This window comes from Lentzea sp. NPDC036955 (assembly GCF_055608005.1).
Window position 1 is genome coordinate 534,340 of sequence record NZ_JBVJRC010000001.1, and the last position, 20,300, is coordinate 554,639.

The 20,300-nt window shown below is 71.1% G+C and carries 18 protein-coding genes; 9 read left to right on the forward strand and 9 right to left on the reverse strand.

Going from position 1 to position 20,300, the window contains the following annotated elements; translation table 11 throughout:
- Positions 1-39 precede the first annotated feature (39 nt).
- Positions 40-3,405, forward strand: a complete 3,366-nt coding sequence (locus ACZ7CF_RS02620) for a ribonucleoside-diphosphate reductase subunit alpha (protein WP_470368626.1) — start codon at positions 40-42, stop codon at positions 3,403-3,405.
- 53 nt (positions 3,406-3,458) lie between these two features.
- Complete coding sequence (locus tag ACZ7CF_RS02625; RefSeq protein ID WP_470368888.1) at positions 3,459-4,445, forward strand: ribonucleotide-diphosphate reductase subunit beta; 987 nt, start codon at positions 3,459-3,461, stop codon at positions 4,443-4,445.
- On the opposite strand, the gene idi is transcribed toward ACZ7CF_RS02625, so the two are convergent.
- A complete protein-coding gene (gene idi / locus ACZ7CF_RS02630; RefSeq protein WP_360388326.1) occupies positions 4,431-5,015 on the reverse strand; it encodes an isopentenyl-diphosphate Delta-isomerase in 585 nt (194 codons plus the stop codon). The genes ACZ7CF_RS02625 and idi overlap by 15 nt on opposite strands.
- A gap of 227 nt (positions 5,016-5,242) precedes the next feature.
- On the opposite strand from idi, the gene ACZ7CF_RS02635 reads away from it, so the two are divergent.
- A complete protein-coding gene (locus ACZ7CF_RS02635) occupies positions 5,243-5,428 on the forward strand; it encodes an MbtH family NRPS accessory protein (RefSeq protein WP_360386874.1) in 186 nt (61 codons plus the stop codon).
- A 91-nt stretch (positions 5,429-5,519) separates the two neighbouring features.
- Here ACZ7CF_RS02635 and ACZ7CF_RS02640 read toward each other — a convergent pair whose 3' ends face one another.
- Positions 5,520-6,839 (reverse strand): serine/threonine-protein kinase, encoded by a 1,320-nt coding sequence (locus ACZ7CF_RS02640; protein WP_360386871.1) that lies wholly within the window; start codon positions 6,837-6,839, stop codon positions 5,520-5,522.
- Positions 6,840-6,908: 69 nt separating this feature from the next.
- On the opposite strand from ACZ7CF_RS02640, the gene ACZ7CF_RS02645 reads away from it, so the two are divergent.
- From ACZ7CF_RS02645 to ACZ7CF_RS02655, 3 genes are all read left to right on the forward strand, one after another.
- On the forward strand, positions 6,909-7,865 hold the full coding sequence (locus tag ACZ7CF_RS02645) for a magnesium transporter CorA family protein (protein ID WP_360386868.1): 957 nt from the start codon (positions 6,909-6,911) through the stop codon (positions 7,863-7,865).
- 10 nt (positions 7,866-7,875) lie between these two features.
- A complete protein-coding gene (locus tag ACZ7CF_RS02650) occupies positions 7,876-8,643 on the forward strand; it encodes an enoyl-CoA hydratase/isomerase family protein (RefSeq protein WP_360386865.1) in 768 nt (255 codons plus the stop codon).
- A gap of 100 nt (positions 8,644-8,743) precedes the next feature.
- On the forward strand, positions 8,744-9,367 hold the full coding sequence (locus tag ACZ7CF_RS02655) for a PIG-L deacetylase family protein (RefSeq protein WP_470368627.1): 624 nt from the start codon (positions 8,744-8,746) through the stop codon (positions 9,365-9,367).
- Between the two features lie 15 nt (positions 9,368-9,382).
- Here the strand turns inward: ACZ7CF_RS02655 and ACZ7CF_RS02660 are convergent, their stop codons facing one another.
- From ACZ7CF_RS02660 to ACZ7CF_RS02675, 4 genes are all read right to left on the reverse strand, one after another.
- Positions 9,383-10,678 carry a UDP-glucose dehydrogenase family protein gene (locus ACZ7CF_RS02660; RefSeq protein WP_360386859.1) on the reverse strand — a complete coding sequence of 432 codons (1,296 nt, stop codon included), beginning with the start codon at positions 10,676-10,678 and terminating at the stop codon, positions 9,383-9,385.
- Positions 10,678-12,006 (reverse strand): glycosyltransferase family 4 protein, encoded by a 1,329-nt coding sequence (locus ACZ7CF_RS02665; RefSeq protein WP_470368628.1) that lies wholly within the window; start codon positions 12,004-12,006, stop codon positions 10,678-10,680. The genes ACZ7CF_RS02660 and ACZ7CF_RS02665 overlap by 1 nt, the downstream gene beginning before the upstream one ends.
- Before the next feature lie 65 nt (positions 12,007-12,071).
- Positions 12,072-12,899 (reverse strand): glycosyltransferase, encoded by an 828-nt coding sequence (locus tag ACZ7CF_RS02670; protein ID WP_470368629.1) that lies wholly within the window; start codon positions 12,897-12,899, stop codon positions 12,072-12,074.
- Positions 12,896-13,846, reverse strand: a complete 951-nt coding sequence (locus ACZ7CF_RS02675; RefSeq protein WP_360386852.1) for a glycosyltransferase family 2 protein — start codon at positions 13,844-13,846, stop codon at positions 12,896-12,898. The genes ACZ7CF_RS02670 and ACZ7CF_RS02675 overlap by 4 nt, the downstream gene beginning before the upstream one ends.
- A gap of 44 nt (positions 13,847-13,890) precedes the next feature.
- Between ACZ7CF_RS02675 and ACZ7CF_RS02680 the strand changes: the two genes are divergently transcribed.
- Positions 13,891-14,607 carry a polysaccharide deacetylase family protein gene (locus tag ACZ7CF_RS02680; protein ID WP_470368630.1) on the forward strand — a complete coding sequence of 239 codons (717 nt, stop codon included), beginning with the start codon at positions 13,891-13,893 and terminating at the stop codon, positions 14,605-14,607.
- 31 nt (positions 14,608-14,638) lie between these two features.
- On the opposite strand, the gene ACZ7CF_RS02685 is transcribed toward ACZ7CF_RS02680, so the two are convergent.
- From ACZ7CF_RS02685 to ACZ7CF_RS02695, 3 genes are read right to left on the reverse strand one after another with little or no spacing between them, the layout of a single operon-like run.
- On the reverse strand, positions 14,639-15,619 hold the full coding sequence (locus ACZ7CF_RS02685) for a TolB family protein (protein WP_360386847.1): 981 nt from the start codon (positions 15,617-15,619) through the stop codon (positions 14,639-14,641).
- A complete protein-coding gene (locus tag ACZ7CF_RS02690; protein ID WP_470368631.1) occupies positions 15,616-16,881 on the reverse strand; it encodes an MFS transporter in 1,266 nt (421 codons plus the stop codon). The genes ACZ7CF_RS02685 and ACZ7CF_RS02690 overlap by 4 nt, the downstream gene beginning before the upstream one ends.
- A gap of 27 nt (positions 16,882-16,908) precedes the next feature.
- Positions 16,909-18,042, reverse strand: a complete 1,134-nt coding sequence (locus ACZ7CF_RS02695; RefSeq protein ID WP_360386842.1) for a glycosyltransferase family 4 protein — start codon at positions 18,040-18,042, stop codon at positions 16,909-16,911.
- 88 nt (positions 18,043-18,130) lie between these two features.
- Between ACZ7CF_RS02695 and ACZ7CF_RS02700 the strand changes: the two genes are divergently transcribed.
- Positions 18,131-18,901, forward strand: a complete 771-nt coding sequence (locus tag ACZ7CF_RS02700; RefSeq protein WP_360386839.1) for a GumC domain-containing protein — start codon at positions 18,131-18,133, stop codon at positions 18,899-18,901.
- Positions 18,902-18,905: 4 nt separating this feature from the next.
- On the forward strand, positions 18,906-20,288 hold the full coding sequence (locus ACZ7CF_RS02705; protein ID WP_360386837.1) for an O-antigen ligase family protein: 1,383 nt from the start codon (positions 18,906-18,908) through the stop codon (positions 20,286-20,288).
- Positions 20,289-20,300 lie beyond the last annotated feature (12 nt).

Below are 20,300 nucleotides of genomic sequence, written 5' to 3' on the forward strand. Positions count from 1 at the left end.
TGCGCTTTTCCTCCTGGGCCCAGCTCGCGAGGAGAGAGCGTGCCCGACCGCCTTTCAGTGGTCATCGAGGAAGCCTGTGCCGATCTTCCGAACGCATCGGCCGAGGCGGTGCTGACCGAGACCAAGCGGAACCTGTACCACGGCATCACCGACGCCGAGCTCGCCCTGGCGCCGATCATGGCCGCCCGCGCGATGGTCGAGCAGGACCCGGACTACTCCTGCGTCAGCGCCCGCCTGCTGCTGGACCGGCTGCGCACCGAGGCGTGCGGCGTCCCGCTGTCGCACGCCGAGATGACCGAGCGCTACCCGTCGTACTTCGCCTCGTTCGTGCGGCACGGCGTCGACTGCGGCCAGCTCGACCCCCGGCTGACCTCGTTCGACCTGGCCCGCCTGGGATCGGCGCTGGACCCGTCCCGTGACCTCCGGTTCCAGTTCCTGGGCCTGCAAACCCTGTACGACCGCTACTTCCTGCACCGCGACGGCCGCCGCTACGAGCTGCCGCAGGCGTTCTTCATGCGCGTGGCCATGGGCCTCGCCCTGGAGGAGGACGACCCCGACGCCCGCGCGGTCGAGTTCTACGAGCTGCTGTCGTCGTTCGACTTCATGTGCTCGACACCGACGCTGTTCAACTCCGGGACGACCCGGCCGCAGCTGTCGTCGTGCTTCCTGACCACCGTGGCCGACGACCTCGGCGGCATCTTCCACGGCATCAGCAACAACGCGCTGCTCTCGAAGTTCGCGGGCGGCCTGGGCAACGACTGGACGCCGGTGCGCGGCATCGGCGCGCACATCAGGGGCACCAACGGCACGTCGCAGGGCGTGGTGCCGTTCCTGAAGATCGCGAACGACACGGCCGTGGCCGTGAACCAGTGCTTCGCACCGGACACCGGCGTCCACACCGCCGACGGCGTCAAGGCGATCAGGGACGTCGTGGCCGGCGACCTCGTGCTCGGGGTGAGCGGCACCTACCGCGAGGTCACCGACGTCATGCTCTACGACCAGGTCGACCCGATGGTCGAGGTGGAGGTCGAGCACTCCGCCGCACCCCTCAGGGTCACCGCCGGACACCCGTTGTACGCCGTCAGGGGCGTGCCGCTCGGCCAGGAGAACGCGCGGACGCTCAAGCAGCTCGCCGGCGACGAGGTGCGGCCGGAGTGGGTGGACGCCGGTCGGCTGGAGAAGGGTGACCTCGTCGCCAGGGTGGTTCCGCGGGAGGTCGTGCCCGTCGCCGGTTTCAGCGAGGACGATGCTCGTCTGTACGGCGTCCTGCTCGGTGGCGGGCACCTGTCGGAGGACGGGGTGCGGTGGGGTGTCTCCGGGAAACCCGGGCTGGACGCGCACCTGGACTTCGTCCGCGAGCACCTGTCGGCGCGCGGTGTCCCCTTCCGGGAGAACGGCCGCGACGACACCCGCGTGTGGATCCACTGGGCCTCCGAACCCGAGGTGGGTGCCTCCGCGTTCCCGTTCACGCCTGAGGACCTCTACGACGACGACCGCCGGAAGCGGATCGCCCGCAGGTTCTCCCACCTGCCGCACGCCCAGACCCGGAAGCTCCTGCAAGGCCTGCTGGAGTCGAGCGGCGGTGCCTCCCGCGGCGTCGAGGTCCACTTCACCACGACGTCGCGGTCGCTCGCCGCGGGTGCCCGCTACCAGCTGCTGCGCCTCGGCATCCCCTCTGCCGGCGAGGACCTCGACGTCGGGGTTCCCGCCGTCGAGGGCATCGCCGAACTCGCCGGCTGCCGCCCGACCACCGAGCCAGACTGGGTCGAGCACCGGGGCATGGTGTTCTCGCGCGTCCGCGACGTGCGGGAGACCGAGGTGGTCCCCGAGGTGTTCGACCTCGAGGTCGAGACCGACGAGTCCTACCTGACCACGGCCGGCCTCGCCCACAACGGCGGGAAGCGCAAGGGCGCGGTCTGCGCCTACCTCGAAACCTGGCACATCGACGTCGAGGAGTTCCTCGACCTGCGCAAGAACACCGGCGACGAACGCCGCCGCACCCACGACATGAACACCGCGAACTGGGTGCCGGACGAGTTCCTGCGCCGGGTCCGCACGGGCGGCACGTGGACGCTGTTCTCCCCCGACGAGGTGCCGGACCTGCACGACGCGTTCGGCGCCGAGTTCGCCGAGAAGTACCGCGCCTACGAGGCCAAGGCCGACGATGGCGGGATCAAGGTCTTCCGCCGGGTCCAGGCCGTGGACCTGTGGCGGCGCATGCTCACGATGCTGTTCGAGACCGGCCACCCGTGGATCACGTTCAAGGACCCGTGCAACCTGCGGTCACCGCAGCAGCACAGCGGCGTGGTGCACTCGTCGAACCTGTGCACCGAGATCACCCTGAACACCGCGGTCGACGAGGTGGCGGTGTGCAACCTGGGATCGGTCAACCTCGCCCGGCACGTCACCGAGGACGGCATCGACCACGCCCGGCTCCGCAAGACGGTGCGCACGGCCGTGCGGATGCTCGACAACGTGATCGACGTGAACTACTACACGATCCCGGAAGCCAGGGACTCCAACCTGCGGCACCGGCCGGTCGGTCTCGGGCTGATGGGGTTCCAGGACGCGCTGTTCACGCTCGGCACGCCGATGGCGTCGCAGGAGGCCGTGGAGTTCGCGGACCGCAGCATGGAGGAGATCAGCTACTACGCCATCGAGGCGTCCGCCGACCTGGCCCGGGAACGCGGCGCGTACCGGTCGTTCGACGGGTCGCTGTGGTCGCGGGGCGTCCTGCCGATCGACTCGGTCGAGATCCTCGCGCGGCACCGCGCCGCGGACGAGCTGGAGCAGGACCGCGGGTCCACGATGGACTGGGCCGCACTGCGGGCCAAGGTGCGGCAGGGCATGCGGAACTCGAACGTCATGGCCATCGCGCCGACCGCGACCATCGCGAACATCGCCGGCGTGAACCAGTCGATCGAGCCGCTGTACCGCAACCTCTACGTGAAGTCGAACATGTCCGGCGACTTCACCGTCGTCAACCCCCACCTGGTGCGGGCGCTCAAGCAGCGCGGGCTGTGGGACGAGCAGATGGTCTCCGACCTCAAGCTGCACGACGGCAGCCTCGGCGCGATCGACCGGGTGCCGCCCTACCTGAAGGCCCTGTACGCCACGGCGTTCGAGGTCGACAGCGCCTGGCTGGTCGAGGCGGGCTCGCGCCGGCAGAAGTGGATCGACCAGGCGCAGTCGCTCAACCTCTACCTGGCCGCGCCGAGCGGCCGCAAGCTCGACGAGCTCTACCGGCTGGCGTGGCTGCGCGGGCTCAAGACCACGTACTACCTGCGGACGCAGAGCGCGACGCACGTGGAGAAGTCCACGTTGCAGGGCACCGACGGCAAGCTCAACGCCGTCTCCCCCGTCGCCTGCTCCACCACCGACACCGACTGCGAGGCCTGCCAGTGACCGACCACATCATCGACGCCGGTGCCGCGCGGGTCGGCGTGGACGACAAGGCGATGATCAACTGCCGTGCGGACGTCAACCAGCTGCTGCCGCTCAAGTACCACTGGGCGTGGGAGAAGTACCTGGCCGGCTGCAACAACGCGTGGATGCCGACCGAGGTGTCCATGCAGGCCGACATCGGCCTGTGGAAGTCGAAGGACGGCCTCACCGCGGACGAGCGCCTGATGATCAAGCGCAACCTCGGCTTCTTCGCCACGTCGGAGTCGTTGGTGGCCAACAACATCGTGCTCGCCGTGTACCGGCACCTGACCAACCCCGAGTGCCGGCAGTACCTGCTGCGCCAGGCGTTCGAGGAGGCCGTGCACACCCACACGTTCCAGTACGTCTGCACCTCGCTCGGCCTCGACGAGGGCGAGCTGTTCAACATGTACCGGGAGATCCCGTCCATCACGGACAAGGCCGCGTGGGCGTTGCAGTTCACCCGGCACCTGGAGGACCCGGGGTTCCGCACCGGCACACCCGACCGCGACCGGGCGTTCCTCAAGGACCTCGTCGCGTTCTACGTGGTGTTCGAGGGCATGTGGTTCTACACCGGGTTCGCGCAGATCCTGTCCCTGGGGCGGCGCAACAAGATGGTCGGCGTCGCCGAGCAGTACCAGTACATCCTGCGCGACGAGTCGATCCACCTGAACTTCGGCATCGACGCGATCAACCAGATCAAGCTCGAGAACCCGCACCTGTGGGACGACGCGTTCCAGGCGGAGGTGCGCACCATGCTCGCGGAGGGCTGCGAGCTGGAGATCGCCTACGGCCGCGACACCATGCCGAACGGCATCCTCGGGCTGAACTCCGAGCTGTGCGAGCAGTACATGCGGTTCATCACGAACCGCCGCTGCGCACAGCTCGGGCTCGAGCCCGTGTGGGAGCCGGCGGAGAACCCGTTCCCGTGGATGTCGGAGATGATGGACCTCAAGAAGGAGAAGAACTTCTTCGAGACCCGCGTCATCGAGTACCAGAACGGCGGCTCACTGCAGTGGTGACAGCACCACGGCCTTAGGCAGCCCGGCCCGGTCCGCCACCGGCCACGCGAGCGGATCGGGCCCGAGCTCCACGAGCTCGGCGACCTGCAGGCGGGACCACGGCGACACCGGCCGGGTCCCGTCCAGGACGCTCGAGGCGTACACGCTCCACGGCACGCGCTCGGTCGAGTCGACCTCGTCGGGGTTCGGCACCGGCTCGGCGTCGGACAGCACCCGGAACACCGGGCACATCTCGTTCTCGACGACACCGTCCATCTCCGCCCGGTAGCGGAATGCCGGCAGGACCAGCTCGGGCACGCCGACGTCCATGCCGAGCTCGTCGCGCAGCCGCCGCCGCACCGCCTCGGCCATGTCCTCCTCCGGCAGGGGGTGGCCGCAGCACGTGTTGGTCCACAGGCCGGGGAACGTCTTCTTGTGCAACGCCCGGCGGGTGAGCACCGTGTTGCCGGCCGAGTCGAAGACGTAGCTGGAGAACGCCAGGTGCAGCGGCGTGTCCGCGTGGTGCACGACAGCCTTGTCCTCGACGCCGATCGCCGAACCGTCCTCGCCGAGCAGGACCACCTGTTCCACAGTCACGACCACACGTAACCACACTCGGGCGGGGCACCGGAACCTGGGCGCCGACATCGTTGTCGTCGAGAGCCGGTGGGTGGCTCGCGGGCGGCAGGGCAACGCGGCGCGCAGCAGTGTGGCACGCCGACACCCGGTGGCCGTGAGGACTCCGCGCAGCGGCAACCCGGCGGCGACTTGAGCGCGCGCCGAGCGCCGCCCGAGGTGGTCCACGTCACCCTGGACGCATGACCCCGTTCGCTTCGGCTCACACCATGTTCCTGGTGCTGGTCAGCCCGGCGGGCCAGTACTCGATCTGGCCGGCGGTGCTGCAGGTGCCCGCCGGCTGGCAGGTCGTGCACGGCGTGGCCGGCCGGCAGTCCTGCGAGGACCTCGTCGCCGTGCTCCGCGCCGATCTGCCGATGGCCGCCTAGTCGCACATGCGACCCCGATGTGATCCACGCCATCACCTGGCGTGCCGGGCACCGTGGCGCCAGCCGTGACGACCACCTGCGGGTGGACCGATCAGCGCCCGTCGTAGGAGCGCGGCAGGTACCAGGCCAGTGCGGCGCGCAGCTCGGCGACCTCGCGGTCACGGCGGCGGCGCGAGCGCTCGTGGGCGATCGGGAACACCCGCACCCCGCCGTGGTGGGCGCCGAAGAACCGGCGTGGCGCCGGGTCCTTGAGCCAGACCACGACCCACGGGCGCTTCTTGTGCGGCACCACCCGCACGCGCGCCAGCTCGTACCACCAGTACTGGTGGAACTTGCCGTTGCGGGTGGTGGCGATGCCCTCGCGACTGATCTCCACGACCACCTTGCGGCGTGCGGACGCGCCGAAGAACCGCGCGGCCCGCACCACCAGCACGCAGAACGCGGCCAGCGCCAGCAGCTGCGTCGCCCCGTTCGCCTGGGCGGCCGGGTCGGCGATGGCGGCGGCGAGCAGCGCGGCGGCCAGGTTCACCACGCCCCAGCTGAACGGCACGATCCGCGACGTCGAGAACGTGGCGGCGGCCGGGGTCATCGGGGCGGGCAGCTTCGTCGTCGGCGGTTTCGCGACCTGCGCCAGCAGCCGGGTGACCTCGGTGGGCTCCGGGCGCTTGGCCGGGTCGCGGTGCATGCACCGCTGCACCAGCGGCCGCAACGACTTGGGCAGCCCGTCGAGGTCCGGCTCGCCGTGCGCGGCCCGGTAGAGCAGCGTCGCCGTCGGGCCCTCGCCGAACGGTCCCCTGCCGGTGGCCGCGTAGACCAGCACCGCGCCCAGCGCGAACACGTCGCTGGGGCAGCCGACCTCCTGGCCGGTGATCTGCTCCGGCGACAGGAACCCCGGCGTGCCGAAGACCATGCCGGTCTCGGTCAGCGCCGTGTGCTCCATCGCGCGGGAGATGCCGAAGTCGATGACCCGCGGGCCGTCCGCGCCGAGCAGCACGTTCGCCGGCTTGAGGTCGCGGTGCACGAGCCCGGCGCCGTGGATCGCGGTGAGCGCGTCGGCCAGGCCCTCGGCGAGTCGTCTCAGGTGGTGCTCCGGCAGCGGCCCGTGCCGTTCGACTGCCTCCTGCAGCGTCGGGCCGGGCACGTACTCGGTCGCCATCCACGGCCGCGGTGCCCGTGTGTCGGCGTCGAGCACGGCCGCCGTTCCGGTACCGCCCACCGCCCGCGCCATCTGCACCTCGCGCCGGAACCGCTCGCGGAACCGCGGGTCGTCAGCGAGCTCTGCCCGCGCGACCTTGACCGCGACCTGCCTTCCGTCACTGCTCTGGCCCAGGTAGACGGTTCCCATGGCGCCACGACCGAGCCTGCCCAGCAGCAGGTAGTCGCCGATGCGCTGAGGTTGGTCCACCTTCACCGGTTCGAGGGTAGCGGGAACTCGGGCCGGAACCTCACATCTGAGCGGATCTACGTATCGTTGTCACCCATGGGCCGGACCCGCTTGTACCGCAACGGCGAACTGGTCGACCAGGACTTCCCGGTCGCCGACGTCGCACACCTGCTGGAAGATCCCTCCGCCGTGGTGTGGTTCGACCTGTGCGCGCCCTCGGAGCCCGACGTCCGCCTGCTGCGCGACGAGCTGGGCCTGCACGACCTGGCGATCGAGGACGCCCTCGCCGAGCGCCAGCGCCCGAAGGTCGACCGCTACCCCACCCACCTGTTCCTCGCGATGCACGCCGTCACCTACGCCGAGCACGAGGTCAGGACCACCGAGGTCGACGTGTTCGTGCTCCCGCGGGTCCTAGTCACCGTCCGGGAAGACGAGTCCTACCCGCTCGACGGCGTGCTGCGCCGCTGGGACGCGGGCGCCGACCTCGCCTCCGCCGGGGTCAGCTTCCTGCTGCACGGCCTGCTCGACGACGTGGTCGACGGCCACCACGCCGCCGCGCAGGAGCTGGAGGACCACGTCGAGGACGTCGAGGACAGCATCTACGCGGAACGCCCCCACCAGGGCCGCAAGATCCTCAAGCTGCGCCGCGCCCTGGTCCAGCTGCGCCGCGTGGCCCTGCCGATGCGCGAGATCCTCGGCTCGCTCGTCCACCGCGAGCACGCGCTGGTCTCCGACGAGCTGATGCCGTACTACCTGGACGTGAAGGACCACACCCTGTTCACCGCGGAGCTGACCGAGTCGCTGCGCGAGCTCGTGACGAACCTGCGCGAGGCCGAGGTGGCCGTCCAGGGCAACCGCCTGAACTCGATCATGAAGAAGGTCACGAGCTGGGCCGCGATCATCGCCGTCCCGACCGCCATCTCCGGCTACTACGGCATGAACGTCCCGTACCCCGGTTACGACCAGCGGTGGGGCTTCTGGGTGGCCACCGCGGGCATCCTGGCCCTCTCCTACTACCTGTACCTGATGTTCAAACGCCGCGACTGGCTGTGAGGCTGCACCCGTGAAGATCCACCTGACCCGTCAGCACGAGCTCGCGATCATCACGATCGACGCACCCCCGCTCAACCTCTACACCCTGGAGCTGGACGCCGAGTTCCACGACGCCCTCGACGAGCTGGGCGACGCCCGCTGCCTGCTGGTCAACGCGGCCGGCAGGGTCGTCTCCGGCGGCGTGGACGTCTCCCTGTTCGCCGCCCAGGAGTACCGCTCCGACGCCCAGGCCCTGTTCGACCGCATGATGCTGCTCCCCCAGCGCCTGGCCGCGCTGCCGATCCCCACCGTCTTCGCCGCCCACTCCCTGTGCCTCACCTGGGCGTTCGAGCTGGCGGTGGCCTGCGACCTGGTCCTCGCCGCAGAGAGCGCCCGTTTCGGCCTGGTCGAGAAGGTCGTCGGCCTCACCCCGACGATGGGCGGCACCCAGCGCCTGGCCGCCCGCGCCGGTGTCGGCCGCGCCAAGGAGCTCGTCATGACCGGCGACCTGTACTCCGCCGAGACGCTGGAGCGCTGGAACGTCGTCAACCGCGTCCTGCCCGACGAGGGCTTCGCGCTGGCCGCCGAACGGTTCGCGCACGGCCTGGCCGTGGGCCCGACCCAGGCGCACGCGGCGACGAAGCAGGTGCTCGCCCACTTCGAACACGGCGGCGTCCCGGAGGCCGACGCGCACGTGACGACGATCGCGGCGGCCCTGTTCGACACCGAGGACTTGCCGAACGCCGTGCACAGCTTCCTGACCGACGGGCCGGGCAGGGCGACGTTCATCGGCCGCTGACGCGGGTCGCGGTGGAGCCGGAGTCCGGGCAGGGCCCCGGGGAACAGCGCTCCAGCGCGGCGACCGGGCCACGACCCGGTCCTCGGGTACGTTCCCCGGCGTGCACTTACCCGTACCGCGCACCCTCCTCGTCCTGCACGCCCACTCCGGTGACGAGTCGGCGACCACCGGCGGCGCGCTGGCGCTGTACTCCCGCCAGGGCGTCCGCACGGTCCTGGTCACCTGCACCGGCCCTGCGCAGAACCCGGAGCTGCAGGCCGCTGCCGACGTACTGGGCGTCACGGACCTGGAGGCGCTCGGCTACCTCGACTCCGGTGAGGACGGTGAGGTGGGGCAGGGCGGGTTCTGCGCCATCCCGGTGAACATCGCCGCCGGCCGGGTCGCGGCGCTGGTCGAGCGCTACCGGCCGCAGGTCGTGGTCACGCACCACGGCGCTCACCGCGACCACGTGCACGCGGTCCGGGTGGCGAAGTCGGCGGTCTACCGCACCGGCATCCCCGCCAAGCTCTACCTCACCGCCGGCGGGGGTGCGACGACGATCGACATCGACGACGTGGCCGACGTGAAGCGCAAGGCCGTGCAGTGCTACCCGGGGCGGTACGCGGAAGGGGCGTTCGCGGTCCAGGAGCACTACTTCCGCGACCTGGACACCACGAACGCCCCGCTGCCGGAGACCGACCTGTTCGCCGGCGTGACGAACTGCGGGCCGGACCTGCCGCGCTGAGGTCCAGGGCGGACCTCAGCGGCGGCCGAGGGACGTGCAGGTGAAGCCCGCCCTGCGGATGACGTCCGGGTCGAGGATGTTGCGGGTGTCGACGACCACCGGCTGGCGGACCGTCTCGGCGAGGCGGGCCCAGTCGAGCGAGCGGAAGTCCGGCCACTCGGTGAGCACCACGAGCGCGTCGACGTCCTTCGCCGCCTGGTAGGCGTCGTCCACAACGGACACCGCACCGAGGTCGGTGCCGCCGCTCAGTGCCGGGTCGTAGCCCACGAGCTCGGCACCGGCCTGCTTGAGCAGCGCCGCCACGGCCAGGGCAGGCGAGTCGCGCAGGTCGTCGGTGCCCGCCTTGAACGTGAGTCCGAGCAGACCGAGGCGGACGTGCGAGAGGGAGCCGCCGCGCTTGCCGGTGACCGCCAGGCGGACCTTCTCGACCATCCGGGTGCGCTGACGCTCGTTGGTGTCGATCGTGGCGCGCAGCAGCCGGAACTCGAAGTCGGCGGCGTCCGCGGCCTGGAGCATCGCGTGCGTGTCCTTGGGCAGGCAGGAGCCGCCCCAGCCGGGACCGGGCGAGAGGAACGACTGGCCGATGCGCTTGTCGTAGCCCATGCCCTCGGTCACGTCGGTGATGTTCGCGCCGAGCCGTTCGCACAGCTCCGCGACCGCGTTGACGTACGAGAGCTTCATCGCGAGGAAGCAGTTCGCCGCGTACTTGACCAGCTCGGCGGAGGCCGCGTCGGTCAGCACGGTCGGCGCACCCAGGCGGGCGTACAGGGCGGCCACGCGCTCGGCCGCGTCCTGCTGGTCGCAGCCGACGACGATGCGGTCCGGGTTCAGGAAGTCGTGCACGGCGGAGCCCTCGCGCAGGAACTCCGGGTTCGACACGACGGCCACGTCGTCGCGGCGCAGCAGCTCGGCCGTGCGGACCGCGGTGCCCACCGGCACCGTCGACTTGTTCACGATCACGCAGCCCGACGGCAGCAGGTCGCGGGTCTCGTCCACAACGGACTCGACGGCCTGCAGGTCCGCGATGCCGCCCACGCCCATCGGCGTCGGCACGCAGAGGAACACGACCTCGGCGTCGGCCACTGCGGCCGACGCGCCGACGACGAACGAGAGCCGGCCAGAGGCCAGGCCGCCGCTCACCAGGTCCGCGAGACCGGGTTCGAGGATGTCGACCTCGCCGCGCGAGAGCCGTTCGACCTTGGCCTCGTCGACGTCCGCGCACACCACGCGGTGCCCCAGTGACGCGAGACACGCACCGGTGGTCAGGCCGACGTAGCCGGTGCCGACGACAGCGATCCTTCTGACGAACATCATTCTCCCGTTCGGTTCACGGCGAACGCGCGGAGAACGGCGTCGTCGCTCACGTCGATCATCTTGTTGCCCCACTGGTCGGTACCGGCGGCCAGGTCAGGTCTACCGTCCGGGAAGGGCCCGCGCGACACGAATCCGGTGAGTCCGTCGAAGACCGAGACGTACGCCTCAGCCTGCGGGCGCCAGTCGAGCTCGGCCTCGCAGCGGCGGCGGCCCTCGAAGCCGAGCCGGCCGCGGCGCTCCGCGTCGTCGAGCAGGTCGAGCAGCGCCGACGTGAACGCCTCCACGTCACCCGGCTCGACGTAGACGGCGCAGTCGCCCGCCGACACCACGGTCTCGGTCAGCCGGTAGGACAGCACCGGCAGCGCGTAGGCCATGTACTCCATGGTCTTGTTCATGGTGGACACGTCGTTCAGCGGCGACAACGGGTCCGGCCCCAGTCCCACGGCGGCCGTGGACAGGTAGCGGGTGATCTGCTCGGGACCGACCCGGCCGGTGAACTCGACGTACAGGTCGAGACCCCAGGCCGCGGACTGCTTCCGCAGGTCCTCCAGGCAGTCGCCGAAGCCGAGCAGGGCGAACCGGACGTCGCTGCGGCCGTGGTCGAACACGACCCTGCGGGCCACCTCCAGCACGCCGTCGACACCGTCCTGCGGGCCCATGATGCCCAGGTAGGCGACCAGGTGCTTGCCGCCGCGGCGCAGCTCGTCCACGCCCTCGACCGGCCGCATGACCGTCGTGTCCGGGCCCGAACGCACCACCGTCGTGCGCTCGGGCGGCACGTCACCGCGGGTCCACGCGATCTTCTGGTACGAGGTGTTGGTCGAGGTCACCCGGTCGGCCGTGCGGAACGTGCGCCGCTCCAGCCACTTCAGGACCCGGTACTGCAGCTTGCCTGCGAACCCGGCCGGCTCGCCGAAGCGGGACAGGAAGACCTCGGGGTTGAGGTCGTGGTGGTCGAAGACGAACTTCACGCCGCCTAGCCGCCACAGCAGCGCGAGCGCCCAGTACGTGTCCGGCGGGTTGCACGCCTGCATCACGTCGAACCGGCGGCGCATGCGCACCTTCACGCTCAGCACCGCGGTGCGCACCCAGCAGTAGAGGAACTCCCAGGCGTAGCCGAGAGCACCCTCCGCCTGCGGTGGCGGGGCGTACTTGTGGAGGTGCACCCCGTCGAGGAGCTGGTAGGCGGGGTCACCCGGTCCCTTGGGGCAGATGACCGAAACCTCGTAACCGGCCGCTGTCAGCGCACGGCATTCGAGCCACACCCGCCGATCCAACGGCACGGGCAGGTTCTGCACGATGATCAACACGTGCGGTGCGCTCACAGCTAAGACCTCTCACCGGGGGACCGGGCCAACGCTCAGGTAGTCGTTCCACCAACGGGTGTGCGTTACCTCGTGGTGCGGTCGGTGGACCATTCGCCGGTCACACCGGTCAGGTGGCGCCAGCAGGCGAGCACCTTCTCCACGGCGAGCACCGACAGGAAGCACAGCGCGTCGAGTCGTGCGACCTCGCGCGACCGGACCAGGCCGCGCAGCTGCCCCAGGGCGAGCGGCGGCTCGTGGCCGGTGTGACCGAGCGCGTCCAGCTGCCGGTTGCCCAGCCGCACCCTGGCCCGGCGGCGCACCAGCGCCCCCACCGTCCTGGCCGGGCGCACGACCGCGCGCGCCGACGGGACGATCTTCTTCTCCGCCAAGGAGAACCTGCGCTGCACGTACCCGTCGTCGTTGACGACGTCGGGCATCGGGAAGATCCGGGCGTGACCGCGTTCGGTGACCATGTAGGCGCCGGTGCCGGACAGCCCGCGGCGCTGGGCGAGCAGCCGCGCGATGGTGCGGTGGAAACCCGCGGCGACGCGGGAGCAGCCGGTGAGGTCGAGCTCGGGCACCGGCGCGCACGCGAGGGCCGTGTCGTCGGAGGTGAGCTCGGACACCATGGCGCGCAACGACTCGGCGGTCAGGTCGACGTCCGCGTCCAGGTACACCCGCGGGAACGTGGCGCACACCTCGTCACCCAGGGCGAGCGCGTGCACCTTGCCCGCCACCGGGGTCTCCACGACCTTCACGCCCGCCGCGCGGGCCACGCCGGCGGTGGCGTCGGTGCACGCGTTGGCCACGACGACGACGTCGAACTCCCCGCCCAGCAAGGACAGGGACCGCGCGATGCCGCGTTCCTCGTTGTGCGCCGGGATGACCACACCGGCGACCGGCCGCGTCACGCGGACCCCGCCACGTCGGTGCGGGCGCCCCAGCCGCCGGCCCATTCCGCGCGGCGGCGCCACACCTCGCTCCAGCGCGGGCCCCTGCGCAGCACCCGTTCGGCCACGGCGCGCAACGCCACGCCCGCCCGCAGCGCGAAGAGCCCGTACCGCCGCGCCGTCACGTGGCGCTGCACGACCGTCGCCCGGCCGGTGAGCACCAGCACGTCGCGGTTCACCCGGTGCGCGGAGGAGGCGCCGACGGCGTGCTCAAACTCCGCGGCCGGTGCGATGCACGGCGAGAAGCCGAGTGCGGCGGCGCGCAGGCAGAGGTCCTGGTCCTCGCCGTAGATCCGGTAGGTCTCGTCGAACCCGCCGAGCCGTTCCCAGGTCTCGCGGGAGATCAGCAGGAACCCGCCGCTGATGACGTCGACCGGGCGCTGGTCGTCGCGCTGCCAGCCGCCCAGCGACTCGGGGTCGAAGAACGCGGAGCCGCGGAAGGCGCTGGACAGGCCGAGCATGCCGCTCGTGAGGCTCCAGGCGGTGATGCGGCCGAAGCAGCTGCGCGGGTCGAGCTCCCCGTCGGGTGTGACGCAGCGCCCACCGACGATACCTGTGCGCGGCCGTGCCCGCAGCACCGCCAGCGCTGCGTCGATCGCGCCCGGCCTCGGGTGCGCGTCCGGGTTCAGCAACAGGAAGTAGTCGCCCCTGGCGCGTTTCGCCGTGCGGTTGACCGCGAAGCCGAAGCCGGTGTTGCGGTGCATGCGCTCGACCGCGCCGGTGCCCAGCAACCGCTCGGCCACCTCGGCCGCGCCGTCCGCGGAACCGTTGTCCGTCACCAGGACCTCGAACGGGTCCGACGGCGCCGCAGACCCCTGCAGCGAACGCAACGTGGCTTCGAGGTGGTCGGCGGCGTTGTAGGACACCATCAAGATCGACAGACTCACCAGGTCGGAGCCACTCGTCATGTCAACTGGATCGAGAGCCCGTCTGGAGTCGTTACAGTGACGGCATGATCCGTCGCCTCGCCCGGCGCCTCGTCCTGCCGCTCACTGCTCCGATCGGCTCAGTGCGACAGGTCTCTTCGCCGCAACTGCACGTCGTGCTCACCTATGACGACGGGCCGCAGCCGGGCGCGACCGAACGGGTGCTGGAATCCTTGGCGAACTCCGGTTGCACGGCAACGTTCTTCGTGTTGACGGGCCGGGTGCGCAAGCACCCGGGACTGCTCGCCGAGGTGAAGGCCGCGGGCCACGAGATCGCGCTGCACGGCGTCGACCACGTGCGCCTCACCACACTGGCACCCAAGGAGGTGCGCGCCCGCACGGCCGACGGCAAGCACTTCCTGGAGGACGTCCTCGGCACCGAGGTGCGCTGGTTCCGCCCCCCGTACGGCGCGCAGCGGCCGGCGACGTACGCGGCGATCCGCGCCACCGGCATGGACTCCGTGGTGTGGGACGTGGCGGCGTTCGACTGGGAGGACGACCCGGCCGCCACGATCGCCGAGCGGACGCTGCGGGAGGTCCACAGTGGAGCGGTCGTGCTGATGCACGACGGCTACGCGGGACCGGAGGACGGCGTCGACGACGGGCCCGCTCCGACGTTCGACCGCGGCGAGCTCGCCCGGCTGGTGTGCGCCGGCCTGGCCGAGCGCGGCCTGAAGGGCGTCTCGCTGCGCGACGCCCTCGCGCACGGCCGGCCGGTGAAGCGGGCCTGGTTCCGCTCCTGACGGTGAACCTCACCGCCGAGGGCGCCAGGGGCTACCGCACGGGCACCGGGGACGCGGCGGCGGTGATCAGCACCTTCGGCGCGGTGGAACCGTCGGCGCGCACCTCGTAGATCGACGAGCGCTTCTCGTCACCGTTCGTCGCGGCGTAGGCCAGGGTGTCGCCGTCCAGCCACGTGGCCTGGTCGTCGATGCCGGTCGTGCCCTCGATGACGGTCTCGGCGTTCGTGCGCAGGTCGGCCACCGCGAGCCGCCACGGGCCGGTGCGCGAGGTCCGCTTCTTGTAGGCGACCTTCGTGCCGTCCGGTGACAGCGACGGGCACTCGGCGGTCTGCCGGACGTCGGCCATCGTCCGCGCGACCAGGTCGCCCTTCATCAGCCACGTGCGGCCGGCCGTGGCCATCGTCGCGTAGAACGTGCGGTCGTCCTGGGCGACCGTGACGCCCCAGAAGTTGATGTCCGCGGCGGTCATGACCTGGCCGCCGACGGTGGACCGGAAGGTCTCCAGCGACTCGACGAGCGTGCCGGAGGCCAGGTCCAGCACACCGGTCCTGGTGGAGAAGCCGCCCGGCACGGAGTAGGAGTCGCCGGTGACGAACGTCGTCCAGGAGACCACCTTGCCCGACTGGGAGACCCGCGCCCGGCTCGGCGTGCCCGGCAGCGCGACCGTGCGGAGCACCTCGCCGTCCGCGTCCAGGACGGCGGCCTCGTAGGACGGCCCGATGCCCGCGAGCCGCAGGCAGACCGTCGTCCCCGCGGCCACGTAGACCCGCTGGCACCGCAGCGCGGTCGGGGTGCGCTTGCCGCCGGGGTCGGCGAGCGCGACCTGGTCGACCTGGCCGTCGTAGCTCTCCAGGTCGACGAACAGCAGTCCGCCCTGCACCGGCGGCGCGGCGCTCGCCCGCGCGTCGTCGCGCTTGGCCACGGTCCAGGCGACGAACCCGCCGCCGCCGAGCAGCACCAGCACGATGGCGGCGATGCCGATGGCGACGCGGTGCCGGGCGAGCGCGGTCACGCCGCCACCTCCGCGTCGGCGCCGGTGCGGCCGCGGCCGGTGAGGACCAGCGCGGTCCCGAGTGCGGCGAGGAGCGCGACGGCGGCCACGAGCACGGCCCAGCGCATGTCGAGGAAGGTCAACAACACTCCGAAGAGGACGGACGAGAGCAGCCGGGCGACGGCCTGGCCGGTCTGCAGGATCGCGAGCCCGCTCGCCCTGATCGACTCGGGCACCAGCTCCGCTCCGTGCGCCATCAGCACACCGTCGGTAGCGGCGTAGAAGAGGCCGTGCAGCAGCAGGACCAGGCACACCACCGCAATTCCGCGACCGCCGAGGACGAGCAGCGCGTACACGCCCAGCAACGCGACGTGGCCGACGGCGAACATCCGCCAGCGGCCGAACCGGTCGGCCACGCGCCCCAGCGGCAGCGCGGCCAGCAGGAACACCAGCGCGGTGCCCAGCGGCAGCAACGGCAGCAGGCTCGTCGGCACCCCGGCGGTCTTCTGCAGCACGACGAAGACGAACGCGTCGCTGATCGTGGCGAACCCGAGCACGGTGGCCGCGACCGACGCGCCGCGGAACCTCTTGTCGCGCAACAGGTGCAGGCCATCACGCCAGCGGATCTCCGGCCGGGGCGCGGCGACGGCGGTGCGCGGCGGGCCGGGCACGAACGTCACCAGCACGATCACGCCGACCAGCGCGAAGCAGAAGCTCACGCCGAAGACCAGGCTCGGGTCGGCGCCGAGCTGGATCATGATGAGGAACGTCACCAGCGGGCCGAGCATCGCGCCGAACGTGTCCATCGCCCGGTGCAGGCCGAACGCCCTGCCCAGCACGGGCGCCGGGGTGGCCAGGGAGATCAGCGCGTCGCGCGGCGCGGTGCGCAGGCCCTTGCCCGCGCGGTCCGTGGCCACGACGGCACCGATCGCGGCGGTCGAGGCGCCGGCGAACGGGAAGAGCAGTTTGGACAGTGCCGAGATCCCGTACCCCGCCAGCGCCACCGCCCGGTACTTGCCCAGCCGGTCACCCAGGTGGCCGCCGACCAACCGGAGAAGGACGGTGGCACCGCTGTACAAACCGTCGAGCAGTCCGAACTGGACATACCCGAGCTGCAGGACGTAGAGCACGTAAACCGGCATGAACGCGGTGACCATCTCCGCGGACACGTCGGTGAGGAGGCTCACAGCGCCCAGTGCGACGACCGTGCCGGGCACCTTCCCGGCGACGCCGGTGCCGCCGGCCGCCTCGACCGGCTTGGTGCGCGCGGAGGCCAGGTACATCGAGCGTCTCTCCTCCGCTGCGGGAACCTAGGTGCGGACCACCTGCCGCGCGACCGCGACAACCTCGTCAGCTGCGCGTTCCCACGAGTAGTGCTCGCGAACGGCAGCCGCCTCGGCGGCCGTTCGAGTGAACACGGTGTCATCCGCGAGCAGGCGTGCGACAGCGCCAGCCAGCTCTGCTGGGTCATCGGTTGCGACGAGGGCGCCGTTACGGCCGTCCTCCACGATCTCGGGCATGGCGAAGGCCTTGCGGGCCACGCACGGCAGGCCGCGGGCCAGCGCCTCGACGAGCGCGATGCCGAAGCCCTCGAAGCGCGACGGCATGACGAACACGTCGTGGTCGTCGTAGATGCCCGCCATCGCGTCGATCGGCTGGCGCCCGAGGAACGTCACACCCGGCGGGACCTCCCCCGGCAGCGGCCACTGGGCGGGGCCGACGACCGTGAGCGTGATCCCGGGGTCGACCTCGGCCCGCAGCCGGGCGACGGCGCCGAGCACCTGCGGGCCGTTCTTGGTGAAGAAGTCCTTGCCGACCAGGAGAAGCCGCCGCCGTGGTCCGTCGACCCGGCGCTGCCGCACCTCCGCGGGCACCTCCTGACCGGTCCACGCGGCCGACGCGCCGGGGTTCACGACGTGCACCCGTTCACGTGGCACACCCGAGACGTTCACCAGGTGGTCGGCGAACCACCGGCTCATCGCCACGACCCCGGCGGCGCGCTCGTACATCCCGCGCTGGCGGTCGCGAAGCCGTTCCAGGTCACCGCGTGCCAGCGACGGGAAGTGGACAAGTCGCCCGTTCTCGTCCATGTGGTCGAAAAGCACGTCGTAGCTCAGGTCCTGGAGGATGAGGAACGGCGCGCTGACCGGTGCGAGGTCCTGGATCTGCAGCACCACGTCGCAGGGGTTGGCGCGCAAGCTCCGGTCGAGGCTCCGCTCCCCGTAACGGCGTGCGAGAGCGGAGTGCTTCCACATCGACACCCAGCGGCCGTCGACGCGCCGGGCGTTGACGGCCTTGAAGGCGGCGCGCACCGCCCCGGGGTAGGTCAACCCGACGTCGACGACCTCGATACGCTGGCGCAACGCGTTTCTGAGGTTCCAGGGGGTGTGCGACCACGTCCCTTCCGGACGGGGGTCCCACGCGCAGGCGAATCCGAGGCGCATGGGGCACACCATAGCGGCGGGTAACGGGGAGCCGGGGCGACGCGATTACCGTTTCGTACAGGCGACTGCCCCGCGACTTGAGGTGAGCATGGATTTCTGGAAGACCATCAAGGTCCTCCTCCGCCGGTGGTACGTCGCTCTGCCCGTGCTGTTGCTGTCCCTCGGTGGTGCGGGGGTCGTGTTCGCATCGGTGCCACCGGAGTACGAGTCGACCGGCACGGACCTGCTGACGGTGCCGAAGGCCGGCGCCACGCTCGACCCGTCGAAGCCCTCCGGGATCATCAACCCGTTGCTGGCGTTCGACGCGAGCCTCACGACCACGGCGCAGCTGCTGACCCAGGTGCTGCTCGACCCGGCGGTCTACGCGCAGCTGACCCGGAACAACCCGGACATCGAGTGCGAGGCGGGCGACGGCGGTCTGCGCGGTCCCTTCGTCCAGGTCGTCTGCAAGGCGCCGACCCCGGAGGCCGCGCGCGCCACCGTGGACGGGGCGTTCAAGCGGCTGAGCCAGGAGCTCGTCGAGCGGCAGCGCAAGCTCGGCGCGCCGGAGTCGACGTTCATCAACGTCGAGACCGTCGTCGCGCCGACCGAGGCGACACTGCTCGTCGGCGGCAAGCTGCGGGCGGCGGGCGCGGCACTCGCGCTGGGCCTCGCGGCGAGCCTCACGTCGGCGTACATGATCGAGAGCTTCATGCTGCGCCGCAAGAAGCCCGAGGCGCGCAAACCGGAGCCCAGAAAGCCGGACGACCCGAAGTGGCCGTCCGACGAGGGCGAGCGGCGCGCCACCCCGGCCGCGCCCCAGCACCACAAGCTCTCCAACGAGGCGAACCCGACGGTGCGCATCGCCCGGCCGGGCTGAGCCGATGCCGAGAACACCCGTCCACCCCCGCACGCTCACCCGCACCGACGGCGCCACCCTCTCGGTGGTCTACATCGCCGTGCTGGTGCTCGTGCCGTCCCGGCTGGTGCTCGCCGGCATCCCGCTCGACATCCGGCCGTCGATGCTGCTGGGCTTCGGCCTCGGCATGTGCTGGCTGTGCGCGCAGATGGTCGACAACCTCGGCATGGCGAAGGGGCGCAGCGGTGTCCGCACCGCGATCTTCCTCTTCGCCTCGTCGCAGATCGCGACCTACGGGTACGTGACCCTGCGGCACATGCCCTACGACGAGCTGAAGTCGGCCGACCTGAGCTTCGTCACGATCGTCTCGCTGATGGCGGCCGGTCTGCTGATCATCGACGGCGTCCGCACCCTGGACCGCCTCGACAGGGTGCTGAAGTTCGTGGTGATCGCCTGCACGATCATGGCGGTCATCGGCATGATGCAGTTCTTCACCGGCTTCGACCTCACCAAGTACATGGCGATGGTGCCGGGCCTGCGCTCGGTCGGCACCGGTGAGGCCGTGCTGGCCCGTGCCGCGTTCCGCCGCCCCGGCGGCACGGCGGGCCACCCCATCGAGTTCGGCGTCGTGTGCGGTCTCGCCGTGCCGCTGGCCGCGCACTACGCGTTCCGCACGAAGAAGCGCAGGCAACCCAGCCGCCGCTGGTGGTTCTGCGTGCTGATGCTCGCGATGGGCGCGGTCGTGTCGCTGTCCCGCTCGGCGATCCTGGGCCTGCTGGTGGCGGGCATCATCCTGCTGCCGACGTGGCCCGCCAAGCAGCAGCTGCACACGATCCTCGCCGCACTGGGCTTCCTGACGGTGCTGCGCGCGTTCGTGCCCGGCCTGGTCGGCACGCTGCTGAGCCTGTTCCGCAACATCTCCAACGACCCGAGCATCCAGGGCCGCACCGACGACTACGCGAGCACCGAGGCCACGATCGAGCAGAACCTGTGGCTGGGCCGCGGGTTCGGCACCTACCTGCCCACCAGGTACGGGCCGATCGACAACCAGTACCTCGGCTCGCTGGTGGAGAACGGCCTCGTCGGCATGCTCGCGTTCCTGTTCCTGTTCATCGCCGGCATCTACGCGGCAGCGGCGGCCCGGCGGCTGAGCACCGACCCGCACGTGCGGGACCTGTGCCAGTCGCTGCTCGCCTGCATCGCGATGCTCGGCGTCTCCAGCGCCACGTACGACACGTTCGCGTTCAAGATCGCGAGCGGGCTGATGTTCGTGCTGCTCGGGTGCGCCGGCGCGCTGCTGCGGATGCAGAAGGCCGCGGCCGCGACGATGGCCTCGGCGCCGGTGCCTCCGCTGCCGCAGACGGCGACGTCCCCTTCCCGCGCTGTGCGGGAGGGGACGTCGCCGTGAGCGCTGCCGCGA

What these genes read in the sequence shown, in the direction of transcription:
- ACZ7CF_RS02690 (WP_470368631.1), bottom strand. Translation starts at nt 16,881, where the DNA reads ATGTACCTGGCCTCCGCGCGCACCAAGCCGGTCGAGGCGGCCGGCGGC.
- ACZ7CF_RS02660 (WP_360386859.1), bottom strand. Translation starts at nt 10,678, where the DNA reads ATGTTCGTCAGAAGGATCGCTGTCGTCGGCACCGGCTACGTCGGCCTG.
- ACZ7CF_RS02635 (WP_360386874.1), top strand. Translation starts at nt 5,243, where the DNA reads ATGACCCCGTTCGCTTCGGCTCACACCATGTTCCTGGTGCTGGTCAGC.
- ACZ7CF_RS02680 (WP_470368630.1), top strand. Translation starts at nt 13,891, where the DNA reads ATGATCCGTCGCCTCGCCCGGCGCCTCGTCCTGCCGCTCACTGCTCCG.
- ACZ7CF_RS02675 (WP_360386852.1), bottom strand. Translation starts at nt 13,846, where the DNA reads ATGACGAGTGGCTCCGACCTGGTGAGTCTGTCGATCTTGATGGTGTCC.
- ACZ7CF_RS02645 (WP_360386868.1), top strand. Translation starts at nt 6,909, where the DNA reads ATGGGCCGGACCCGCTTGTACCGCAACGGCGAACTGGTCGACCAGGAC.
- ACZ7CF_RS02625 (WP_470368888.1), top strand. Translation starts at nt 3,459, where the DNA reads ATGATCAACTGCCGTGCGGACGTCAACCAGCTGCTGCCGCTCAAGTAC.
- ACZ7CF_RS02705 (WP_360386837.1), top strand. Translation starts at nt 18,906, where the DNA reads ATGCCGAGAACACCCGTCCACCCCCGCACGCTCACCCGCACCGACGGC.
- ACZ7CF_RS02695 (WP_360386842.1), bottom strand. Translation starts at nt 18,042, where the DNA reads ATGCGCCTCGGATTCGCCTGCGCGTGGGACCCCCGTCCGGAAGGGACG.
- ACZ7CF_RS02700 (WP_360386839.1), top strand. Translation starts at nt 18,131, where the DNA reads ATGGATTTCTGGAAGACCATCAAGGTCCTCCTCCGCCGGTGGTACGTC.